This is a genomic window from Candidatus Halocynthiibacter alkanivorans, assembly GCF_003333265.1.
Taxonomy (GTDB): Bacteria; Pseudomonadota; Alphaproteobacteria; order Rhodobacterales; family Rhodobacteraceae; genus Halocyntiibacter_A; species Halocyntiibacter_A alkanivorans.
Window position 1 is genome coordinate 66,350 of sequence record NZ_QOLB01000062.1, and the last position, 10,303, is coordinate 76,652.

Sequence of the window (10,303 nt, forward strand, 5' to 3'; positions counted from 1 at the left end):
CCTTAGCGGAACATCGGTGGGCGGGCATCGACCCATTCGCCATCGCGCGCGCCGGAGTGCGCCACAGCAACCACAGCAGACATTGAGCGCAGACCATCTTCGGCACGCGGGTACAGATTGGCCGCAGGGTCGATGGCGCGCCCTTCGTTATCTGCACGGATCGCTTCCGCCAGGTCGGTGTAAATATTGGCAAACGCCAGCGGCATACCCTCGGCATGACCAATTGTCACCCGGCTGGTGCGGTCTGCTTCGGGCGACAGGTTGGCTTCACCACGTTCAATCACCTGTAGCCGTTCATTCAGCGGCATATAAAAGAGCTGGTTCGGCTGTTCCTGAGACCAGCGCAGCCCGCCTTTTTCACCAAACACCTGCAATGTCAGACCGTGCTGGCGCCCGATGGCAATGGACGAGGTCCACAACCGGCCGGCGGTGCCGCCATCCATGCGGAAGTTGACCATCGCATCGTCTTCCAGCACCCGGCTGGAAATACAGGACACGGTATCGGCCGAGAGTTTTTCGACTTCCTGGCCGGTAACAAAACTCGCCATATGCAGCGCGTGAATGCCGCAGTCAGCAAACTGTGCCGACACGCCGGCCTGAGCGGGATCATAGCGCCAGCGCACCCGGGGATTGTCCGCATCTTCCGCGTCCGCATGATGCCCATGCGCGAATTCCGCTTTGACCAGCCGGATTTTGCCCAGATCACCGCGCGCCACCATCGCCTTCATGTGACGCACCAGCGAATAGCCGGAATAGCCGTAGTTCACCGCACAGATTTTGCCGGAAGCGCGGGCGATCTTCACGATCTCTTCGCCTTCCTCAACCGTCATAGTCATCGGTTTTTCGCACAGCACATGAAACCCGGCCTCAAGAAAGGCTTTGGTGATTTCAAAGTGGGTGGAGTTCGGCGTCGCAACTGTGACCAGATCGATCCGGTCTTCGCGTGCGACTTCGCCGGCAAGCATTTCCCGCCAGTCGCCATAAGCGCGGTCAGCTGCAAGACCGAGGCGCTGACCATAGTCGCGTCCGGCGTCCGGCCGGTGATCCAGCGCGGCTGCAGTGAATTCAAACTCGCCGTCAAGGCCGGAGCCCAAACGGTGTGCTGGTCCGATCTGACTGCCTTCGCCGCCGCCGATCATGCCCCATTTCAGTTTTGCCATAGCTCGTAATCCTTAGTTAAAGCCGATGGTTTCAAGATAGTTCCGGTTGGCAAGTGCATCGCCAAGCGGGTCGGGGTCAAGTGTTGGGTCACAGTCTTGTTCGACCGTGCACCAACCGCTGAACCCCGCGTCTGTCAGCACCTGACGCACAGCGGCAAAATCGACGTCGCCCTGACCCAGGTTGCAAAAAATGCCCTGACCGCAGGCGTCATAAAACCCGGTACGCTTTGCAATGACATCAGCTTTGACTTTGGGATCGATGTCTTTGAAATGCATGTAGGAAATGCGGTCCATGTGGCGGCGCATAAAAGCCACCGGATCATAGCCCGCATAAGAATGATGGCCGGTGTCAAAGCAGATCTTCAGGATACGTTCGTCGACCTCGTCGAGCAAGCGTTCCAGCTCTGGTTCAAAGTCGATAAAACCACCGGCATGGGCGTGAATGCCGACGGTAAGCCCGTATTCTTCGGCGCCCAGCTTGGCGATTGTTTTGATGCGGTCGCGAAATGCCACCCACTCGGCCTTGTCCATTTGTTCAGCCTCAGAGGCACGCCCCGCGGTCGGTGCCCGGCGTGGCGAAATGGAATCGATCAGGACCAGGTGTTTGGCCCCATGCGCGGTCAGTGCTTTGCAGGTGCGCACCGCACCATCCATCACGTCGTCCCAGGCTGTCGCATCATGGAACGGGCGAAACACCACACCGCCGATGAGTTCAAGTTCATGACGGGCCAGGCTTTCGCCAAGCTCAACCGGATCTTCAGGCATAAAGCCGACCGGGCCAAGTTCAATGCCCTTGTAGCCGGCAGCCGCGTTTTGCTGCAGCACTGTTTCCCACGCTGGATTGCGCGGGTCTTGTGCGAATTCCACGCCCCAGGAACACGGGGCATTGCCAATTCTGATAGTCATATTCTGAACCCTTTCACGGTCAGATACTGGTAATTTTTTGCCAGCACCGGGCCTCAGAGGAGGCCAGTGCAGCGGCCACGATCCGGTTGACCTGCAGGCCGTCCCGGAAGGTCGGCCAAAGCGGCGTCTGTGTTTCGATGGCACTCAGAAAATCTTTGGCTTCAATGATGATCTGGTCCTGATAGCCGGTGCCATGTCCCGGCCCCTGGCAGAACGGCAGGTAGTCGGGATGTTCGGGACCGGTCAGGATCTTGCGAAAGCCGCGTGTGGCCTCATCACCTTCAGAGGTGTAAAGCCACAGCGCATTCTGATCTTCCTGGTCAAAACGGATTGCACCGCGTGTACCGGTGATCTCATAGGCATAGCCCATTTTACGACCGGTCGAGATGCGGCTGAAATACATCTGCCCCATGGCACCGTTTTCAAACCGGCACATCATCTGGGCGTGGTCATCATTGCTCACCGTTGTCATGCCGTTGGGGCCGGGGCGGGTGGCATGCACCGTTTCAACTTCGGCCATCACCTCAGCGATCGGGCCGATCAGACCCAGCGCGCCGTTGATCATATGCGGCGCCAGGTCGCCCATGGTGCCATTGGCCCTGCCTTCAGTGCGCCAGTTGGCGGGGGCGTCGGGATCGGCAAGGAAATCTTCGGTATGTTCACCGCGGAACCAGGTGATGTCGCCAATTGCATCCCCAGCAATAAGCTTGCGGGCGAACTGGCTGGCGGGGGTGCGGATGTAGTTGAAGCCCACCATATTCACGCAACCGCTGTCTTCTGCGGCCTGCACCATCGCCATACTGTCCTCCAGTGTGGCGCCCATGGGTTTTTCGCAGAACACGGGTTTGCCAAGCGCAAATGCTGCCAGAGCTATGTCGCGGTGAGTGCTTTGCGGGCTGGCGATCACGATGGCCTCGACCGCAGGGTCATTGACCAGGGTGCGCCAGTCATCGGTGGCGCGGCGAAACCCATAGGCCGCCCGGTATTTTTCGGCAGAGGTCGCGCTGGTGGCGCAGATCATTTCCAGCCTTGGTCGCAGACCTGTGTTGAAAACAGCACCGACCGCGGACATGGCAACGGAATGGGCCTTGCCCATATAGCCGCCGCCTATAATTCCAATTCCGATTTCCCGCATCATAACACCGTCCCTGATAATTCCGTTTGCAACCGGTTGCAAAGTAAGTATCCTCAGAATCACAAGATCGTCAACTGGCAATCGCTTGCAATAGAACCGCTGCAGATTTGGTGCAGCAACGATCAAGATATAGATATGTGAACTGGGCTGATATGGCTGATCTGAACCGCATCAATGGCAATAATTTCGTAGTTCTGGGGCGCGCCGGAATGGATCTGTATCCCGATCCGCCGGGCACCCGAACTGAAGACGCCACACGTTTTTATTCCTGCCTTGGTGGCTCATCGGCAAATATTGCTGTGGCGCTGACGCGCCATGGCGGGCGGGCGTCTCTGGTGACCCGGGTTTCTGATGACGCGGTGGGGCGGTTCGTTCTGAACCAGTTGGACCACTATGGAATTGACCACCGTTTCGTGACCGCAACTGGTGGTGAGGTGCGCAACAGTCTGGCGCTGGCGGAAACCAGGATTGAGGACCATCAATCTGTCATTTACCGCAATGGCGCTGCCGATTTTGAAATGAGCGTTGATGACGTTTCTGCGGTGGATTACAAGGCGTTCAGCGCCCTGATCACCACCGGCACCGTGTTTGCAGCGGAGCCGTCGCGCAGTGCCGCGTTCCATGCGTTTGATCTGGCGCGTGCAGCCGGCCTGCCGCTGGTTTTTGACGTTGATTACCGCCCTTACAGCTGGGCCTCTGCGCAGGAGGCCTCTGAGACCTATTCGCGCGCCGCGGCCCTGTGTGATATCATCATTGGCAATGACGTGGAGTTCGGTTTCATGGCCGGCGGTTACGATCTCGGGTTGGAAAAAGCCCGCGATCTGGCCCGCAGCACTGCGGCAATCGTGGTCTATAAAATGGGCGAACTTGGTGCCATTACCATCACCCCGGACAGTGAATTCCGAACCGGTATCTATCCGGTTGAAGCATTGAAACCGACCGGGGCAGGTGACAGTTTCCTGGGTGGGTTTATCGCCGCACTGGCCGCAGGTCATGCCATCCGTGACGCGGTGCTGCGCGGCTCCGCCTGTGCCTCAATCGTGGTGTCGCGTGTCGGCTGTGCGCCTGCGATGCCCGACAAATCTGAACTCGAAACATTCCTGGCCGGACATCCCGGCCCCAGCGCCTCCTGAAGGACACGCCATGCATATAGCTCCCTTTGACAATAAAAACCAGGCCATCGTTGATACCAATGACAGCCTTGTCCCGCTGAACTATTTTAACATCGTTAAACTTAAACGCGGTGAGGCGTTTGAATATCAGGTGCCGGGCTATGAGACCTGCATCGTGCCCGCAACCGGCAGCATAGACGTAGATGTCGAAGGCCAGGCCTATGCGGCGCTCGGCAGTCGAGGTGCGGATGTCTGGGACGGCGAACCCGAGGGCGTTTACGCTCCGGTCGGGGCCAGGGTGACGCTGGTCTGCCTGACAGATACCGCGGAAGTGTTCATCGCCGGGGCAAAGTTTGACAAGGTTCTGGATCCGTTTGAAGTGCGGGATGCTGACATCGACTTTGTACAGTACGGCTCCGACGACACCAAAACCCACCGTAAAATCAAACACATCCTTGGTCAGAGGTATCATGATCGGGTCGGTCGCCTGCTGGTGTCTGAACTTTACACGGTGGGGCAGGGCGGCTGGTCCGGTTTTCCGAGCCACAAACACGACACAGATCGGTTGCCGCTGGAGACGCGGCATGACGAGACCTATAATTTTCGCTTCCGTCCCAACCATGGTTCCGGCCTGCAGATGTTGCAGCGCGAGGACGGCAAACCAGGTGACGCCTATCACATTGTCGACGGCTCCACGATCTGCATCGACAATGGCTATCATCCCTGTGCCGCGTTGCCGGGCTATGAGATGTATTATTTCACCATTCTGGGCGGGTTGAGCCAGCGCTCTCTGGTGCAGTATTTCCAGCCGACGCATGCCTATCAGGTGGAAACGATTCCGGGCATCAAAGACATGGTGGCGAAGTTTAAATGAGTCTGGTGACACTCGCAGATGTGCTGCAGCCCGCCCTGAAACGCAAATATGCGGTGGGAGGTCTGGTGTGCCTTGGCTGGGAAGAGATGCGCGCTTTTGTTGCCGCTGCGGAGGCTGAAGGCTGTCCGGTTATCCTGCAGGCCGGGCCCGGGTGCCGTGCGCATACCCCCCTGCCGGTTCTGGGCGCAATGATGCGCACTCTGGCAGAGGCCGCATCGGTGCCGGTGGTGGCGCACCTGGATCACGGATATACCTATGAGGAGTGCCAGCAGGCGCTGGACAGTGGATTTACCTCGCTGATGTTCGACGGCTCGCGAATGGAATTGAGCCAAAACATTGATGAAACCGCACGTATTGCGGAAATGGCGCATGCGGCCGGAATATCTTGCGAAGGTGAGATTGGGTTTGTCGGTTACGCCGATGGCGAAAACTCGCTGGGCACAGACCCGCAGGAGGCGGCCAGATTCGCGCGCGAATCCAATGTCGATGCGATGGCCATTTCAGTGGGCAATGTTCACCTGCAACAGGGCGCAGGGGCTGGTCTGGATCTGGAGCGTATCCGTGCGATTGAAGCGGTGACGGAGGTACCATTGGTGATCCATGGCGGCTCTGGCGTGCCACTGGCGCAGCGCCGGGCCCTGTCCACCGGATCAAACGTCTGCAAGTTCAACATTGGCACCGAATTGCGCATGGTTTTTGGCCAGGCGTTACGCGCTGCGGTCAACGCGGATCCCGCACGTTTTGACCGGGTGGAGATCCTGCGCTCGACCCATGATCCGGTGGTGGAAGCCGCGCGTCAGGTGCTGCGCGGATTTGCACCGGAATAAGGGCGCGAAACACGTCTCAGGTGACAGCCTGGGCCTGGCGGGCTTCGCGCGGGGTCATGCCGGTCCAGGCCTGAAACGCGCGGTAAAATGAATTGGGATCACGATAGGCCAGCAGATAAGAGATTTCCTCGACGCTCAGCTGGTCCTGCGCCAGATAGACTTGCGAAATCTCCGACCGCAACTGATCCAGAATGCCGCGAAAACTCTGACTTTCACTGCGCAGGTGTCGTTGCAGCGAGCGTCTGGACATCAGCAACCGCTCACAGACATCCTCAATGCCACAGCGCCCGGAGGGCAGCAGTTCCTGCAAACACAAGCGTACCCGGGAGGCCACAGGTGCCGCGCTTTGCTGTTCTGACAGCTGGTTCTGAAGATCTTTTTCAAAGCCTTGCCAGAATCCGGCGTTTTCTGAGACCAGCTTGCGCGCAGCGTCCTCTGGTGAAAAAGTGATGACCGGATACTCCGACAGATGCGCTTTGACGCCGAACATCTTGTCCATTTCATGCTGCTGTTGCTGATACGCCGGGATGCCCACGGCCAGCGGCACCACAGGACTGGCGGTAAACAGCCGGGTGCATTCCACCATGAAAACCAGTTCAATTGCGGCGAGTACATCGGGCAGGGCGTAACCCGGTTCAACGCTTTCACAACGCAGAGTTAAACCCGCGTCTGACGTCTCCAGTATCAGTCGCATTGGACCGATCAGCGATTTAAACAGCGCCAGCCGTTCCAGCCCGGTGGTGACGTCCGGGCTGCAGGAATAGGCAAACAGTGGTGGGTTAAACGGCGCACGGGCAAAGGCCTGACCCAGAAACAGCGGCAGGTCCGGGCGCTGTTCGATCGCCGGAATTGCCGCGACGATGGCAAAAAACTGGCGCGCGGTGACGCCGCGGCCTTCATTGTGCAACAGATCCGGCGATATGCCCGCCTGCCGCAGCACGGTTTCAGGCGGAATTTCAAGCATCTGACAAATGGGTTTCAGGTTGCGCAGGATCGGATACCGCATGTTCATCCCCGGACAGATCTGGCGCCGATTGCCTGTGGTTTGGCGCATATTGCAAGTTTAATTATAGCAAAGCAGGCTTATGTTCAAGAGTACCAGACCTGATCCTCAGCCAGCGGAGCCCGCACCATGTTACTGACCGTAAACGGAACTCAACATACTGTTGATGTCGATCCCGAAATGCCCCTGTTGTGGGTGCTGCGCGACACGTTAAAAATCACCGGTCCGAAATATGGCTGTGGTGTCGCCTATTGCGGGGCTTGTTCTGTGCATGTGGATGGCGCGTTGGTGCGCTCCTGTTCTTTGCCGGTGGGCGAAGTTGAGGGTGCAGTGACCACCATTGAAGGCATCGGCCAGCCTGGCGCGCTGCACGCGGTGCAACAGGCCTGGGTCGAGCACCAGGTGGCGCAATGTGGCTATTGCCAGGCGGGACAGATGATGACGGCGCTGGCGCTGTTGCAGGAAAATCCGAGCCCGGACGACGCAGAAATTGACGAGGCCATGTCCGCCAACCTGTGCCGCTGCGGCACCTATCCCCGTATCCGCGCCGCCATCCACAGCGCCGCGCAGAAATTGCAGGAGGTCTGAGCATGAGCCGTATTGGAAAAATCGCCCGCCGTACGTTTTTGATCGGCTCTGTCGCTGTTGCTGGCGGTGTTGCTTTCGGCGTTTATGCCTATCGCAAACCGTCAGAAAACCCGTTGTTGAAGGACCTTGCCAGCGGCGAGAGTGCGCTGACCCACTATATCCGCATTGATCGTGCCGGGGTCACCATCATCACCCCGCGCGCCGACAGTGGCCAGGGGGTCTATTCGGTGCTGGCCGCGCTGGTGGCGGAAGAACTTGATGTCGCCTGGCAGGACATCAAAGTGGATCACGGCCCGCCCAGCAACGCCTATTACAATGGTGTTGTCATGGCCGAGGGCATGCCCTTTGCCGCCACCGATATGGGTATGCTGGCAAAAGGTGCGCGCGGCATGTCTGATGTGATTGGTAAGTTCCTTGGCCTGCAAGTCACTGGCGGCTCTTCCAGCGTGCCGGACGCATTTGTCAAAATGCGCAGCGCCGGGGCTGCCGCGCGTCAGGTGTTGCTGATGGCCGCGAGCCAGCAGTCCGGCGTGCCGGTGGCGGATCTGCGCACAAAAGACGGGGTTGTGCTGCTGCCCGATGGCACACCACTCAGCTATATTGAACTGGCGCCGCTGGCAGCAGAGATTGAAGCGCCAAAAGAAGTCGCTTTGAAAGACGTTTCTGACTGGCGGTACCTGGGCCAGGAGATGCAGCGGCTGGACACGGTGGCCAAATCCACCGGCACCCAGGTCTATGGTATCGATATTGATCTGCCCGGCATGGTCTATGCCACGGTCCGCACCAACCCGCGTCTGGGCGGCGGCATTGTTGGTTATAATGACACTGCGGCAACATCGTCGCCGGGCGTGGCGCAAATCGTGCCGGTTACCGGTGGTTTTGGCGTCATTGCCGACAACACCTGGAACGCCTTTCGCGGCGCTGATCTGGTGGAGCCTGACTGGGGCGATGCGGCACCTTATCCGCTGAGCTCGGACGCGATGTGGAGCCGGGTCGGCGCCAGTTTTTCTGACGACTACCAGGACAGCCAGTTTAAGGATGAGGGCCAAGTTGAGGCGGCTCTTGCTGAGGGCAACGTAATTGAGGCGGAATACCGCATTCCCCACCTGGCGCATGCGCCGCTTGAACCGCTGAGCGCCGTGGCGCTGATGCAGGAGGAGACGCTGGAAGTCTGGGTCGCCACCCAGACCCCAATGTTCCTGCTGTCCGCGCTTGCGAAGCTGACCGGGCTGGATGCTCGTGATATCACTATCCACGCCCAGGTCGCGGGCGGCAGTTTTGGCCGCCGTCTGGAAGATGATTTTGTCAAACAGGCGGTCGAAGTGGCGATGGCAGTCAGCGGCACCCCGGTCAAGATGACCTGGAAGCGGGAAGAAGACATGAGCCATGGTTTTCCGCGCCCGATGGCGATGAGCCGGGCCAGGGGCACGGTTAAAGACGGTCAGGTCAACGCCCTGGATCTCGGCCTGGCCAGCGCTTCGGTCACCGCGTCGCAAATGGGGCGCGTGGGCATCCCGGTTGCCGGTCCGGATATGGCGATTGTTGCCGGCGCTTGGGATCAGCCCTTTGCCATCCCACATTACCGTGTCACGGGCTACCGGGTGCCTGAAATGGTGCCGGTCAGCTCCTGGCGTTCAGTCGGCACTTCGGGCAACGGGTTTTTCCACGAGTGTTTCTTTGACGAGCTGATCCAGGCCGCCGGCGCCGATCCGCTGGAGGAACGTCTGCGGCTGTGCAATCACGGTCTGTCCCGCAAAGTGCTGGAGGCGGTGGGAGAAATGTCGTCCTGGGGCACGCCTGTGGCTGAGGGCCGGGGTCGGGGGCTTGCTTTTACGCTCTCTTTTGGGGTGCCGGTCGCTGAGGTGATTGAGGTCAGCAACACTGCCGCTGGCATCCGTATCGACAAGGTCTGGGTCGCGGCTGAGGTCGGTCAGATCCTGGATCCAATTAATTTTGAAAACCAGCTTACCGGCGGGGTGCTCTGGGGGCTGGCCCATGCGATGAACTGCGAGCTGACCTATCAGGACGGCCGCCCGGAACAGGCGAATTTCTATGATTATGAAGGGCTGCGCTTTGAGCAGAGCCCACAGGTTACAGTGCGCGGGTTGGAAAACGGTGATCAGATCCGCGGCATTGGTGAACCCGGGGTTCCGCCTGCCGGGCCCGCGCTTGCCAATGCGATTTTTGCCGCTACCGGCAAACGTATCCGCGAGTTGCCATTGGCGCGTCATATCGATTTTGCCTGAAGCATCGCGGTCCCCGGTCGCGCCCTGGCAGGGCTAAATCATTTGAATGTCCTGCCGCCCCGCCGTCTGTGGGGCGGCGGAAAATCAGACGTGCATCTGACCTGTCGCTGAGTGTGGAAGGGAAACTTCCCCGTTTTAACGGCGACGCACAAAATGCGGCCCCCACTTCGGGAAAAAGTGATGCCCCGGCGATGTTCTGAGCGCCTGCGCTTGCGCCGATCTAATTCGCAATTTGCACGATTCCTGCGGAGTCTTGCCGGGGATTTTTGTGTCACGTTGAATATTTGGTAATAATTTCAACTTCTAAACCCGAGACTTTCTGGTTTGCATATTGCTCAAAGTTTCTGACTTTTTTTTGTCCGGAGCCCGCATATGGAAACCATTCTTTAGGAAACTCACGCGATGGTGGCCAGGTTGGATGAGGGGAGTCTCTTGCTGTTTTTAGTCCAGAC

General features: G+C 58.8%; 10 protein-coding genes. 5 read left to right on the plus strand and 5 right to left on the minus strand.

Annotated elements, in window-relative coordinates:
- Positions 1–2: 2 nt before the first annotated feature.
- The 3 genes from DWA01_RS06000 to DWA01_RS06010 are packed head-to-tail and all read right to left on the minus strand — an operon-like array spanning position 3 to position 3,201.
- Positions 3–1,160, minus strand: a complete 1,158-nt coding sequence (locus DWA01_RS06000) for a Gfo/Idh/MocA family protein (RefSeq protein ID WP_114284936.1) — start codon at positions 1,158–1,160, stop codon at positions 3–5.
- 12 nt (positions 1,161–1,172) lie between these two features.
- Positions 1,173–2,066, minus strand: coding sequence for a sugar phosphate isomerase/epimerase family protein (locus tag DWA01_RS06005; RefSeq protein WP_114284937.1), 894 nt, complete (start codon positions 2,064–2,066; stop codon positions 1,173–1,175).
- Between the two features lie 19 nt (positions 2,067–2,085).
- A complete protein-coding gene (locus DWA01_RS06010; protein ID WP_114284950.1) occupies positions 2,086–3,201 on the minus strand; it encodes a Gfo/Idh/MocA family protein in 1,116 nt (371 codons plus the stop codon).
- Between the two features lie 152 nt (positions 3,202–3,353).
- On the opposite strand from DWA01_RS06010, the gene iolC reads away from it, so the two are divergent.
- From iolC to DWA01_RS06025, 3 genes are read left to right on the plus strand one after another with little or no spacing between them, the layout of a single operon-like run.
- Positions 3,354–4,334: a 5-dehydro-2-deoxygluconokinase gene (gene iolC, locus DWA01_RS06015; RefSeq protein WP_114284938.1), complete on the plus strand. Its 981-nt coding sequence runs from the start codon at positions 3,354–3,356 to the stop codon at positions 4,332–4,334.
- A gap of 10 nt (positions 4,335–4,344) precedes the next feature.
- Positions 4,345–5,187, plus strand: a complete 843-nt coding sequence (locus DWA01_RS06020) for a 5-deoxy-glucuronate isomerase (protein ID WP_114284939.1) — start codon at positions 4,345–4,347, stop codon at positions 5,185–5,187.
- Entirely contained in the window at positions 5,184–6,014 is an 831-nt protein-coding gene (locus tag DWA01_RS06025) for a class II fructose-bisphosphate aldolase (protein ID WP_114284940.1), read from the plus strand. Before DWA01_RS06020 ends, DWA01_RS06025 begins: the two co-directional genes overlap by 4 nt.
- A 16-nt stretch (positions 6,015–6,030) precedes the next feature.
- On the opposite strand, the gene DWA01_RS06030 is transcribed toward DWA01_RS06025, so the two are convergent.
- On the minus strand, positions 6,031–7,020 hold the full coding sequence (locus DWA01_RS06030; protein ID WP_160115968.1) for an AraC family transcriptional regulator ligand-binding domain-containing protein: 990 nt from the start codon (positions 7,018–7,020) through the stop codon (positions 6,031–6,033).
- Between the two features lie 126 nt (positions 7,021–7,146).
- Here DWA01_RS06030 and DWA01_RS06035 point away from each other — a divergent pair, with 126 nt between their 5' ends.
- Both DWA01_RS06035 and DWA01_RS06040 read left to right on the plus strand, forming a co-directional pair.
- A complete protein-coding gene (locus tag DWA01_RS06035) occupies positions 7,147–7,605 on the plus strand; it encodes a (2Fe-2S)-binding protein (protein WP_114284942.1) in 459 nt (152 codons plus the stop codon).
- A gap of 2 nt (positions 7,606–7,607) precedes the next feature.
- Positions 7,608–9,851 carry a xanthine dehydrogenase family protein molybdopterin-binding subunit gene (locus DWA01_RS06040; protein ID WP_114284943.1) on the plus strand — a complete coding sequence of 748 codons (2,244 nt, stop codon included), beginning with the start codon at positions 7,608–7,610 and terminating at the stop codon, positions 9,849–9,851.
- 271 nt (positions 9,852–10,122) lie between these two features.
- Here DWA01_RS06040 and DWA01_RS23440 read toward each other — a convergent pair.
- A partial coding sequence (locus tag DWA01_RS23440) for a hypothetical protein (protein ID WP_235008438.1) occupies positions 10,123–10,303 on the minus strand: 181 nt, incomplete at its 5' end.

What these genes read in the sequence shown, in the direction of transcription:
- DWA01_RS06000 (WP_114284936.1), bottom strand. Translation starts at nt 1,160, where the DNA reads ATGGCAAAACTGAAATGGGGCATGATCGGCGGCGGCGAAGGCAGTCAG.
- DWA01_RS06005 (WP_114284937.1), bottom strand. Translation starts at nt 2,066, where the DNA reads ATGACTATCAGAATTGGCAATGCCCCGTGTTCCTGGGGCGTGGAATTC.
- DWA01_RS06010 (WP_114284950.1), bottom strand. Translation starts at nt 3,201, where the DNA reads ATGCGGGAAATCGGAATTGGAATTATAGGCGGCGGCTATATGGGCAAG.
- iolC (WP_114284938.1), top strand. Translation starts at nt 3,354, where the DNA reads ATGGCTGATCTGAACCGCATCAATGGCAATAATTTCGTAGTTCTGGGG.
- DWA01_RS06020 (WP_114284939.1), top strand. Translation starts at nt 4,345, where the DNA reads ATGCATATAGCTCCCTTTGACAATAAAAACCAGGCCATCGTTGATACC.
- DWA01_RS06025 (WP_114284940.1), top strand. Translation starts at nt 5,184, where the DNA reads ATGAGTCTGGTGACACTCGCAGATGTGCTGCAGCCCGCCCTGAAACGC.
- DWA01_RS06030 (WP_160115968.1), bottom strand. Translation starts at nt 7,020, where the DNA reads ATGCGGTATCCGATCCTGCGCAACCTGAAACCCATTTGTCAGATGCTT.
- DWA01_RS06035 (WP_114284942.1), top strand. Translation starts at nt 7,147, where the DNA reads ATGTTACTGACCGTAAACGGAACTCAACATACTGTTGATGTCGATCCC.
- DWA01_RS06040 (WP_114284943.1), top strand. Translation starts at nt 7,608, where the DNA reads ATGAGCCGTATTGGAAAAATCGCCCGCCGTACGTTTTTGATCGGCTCT.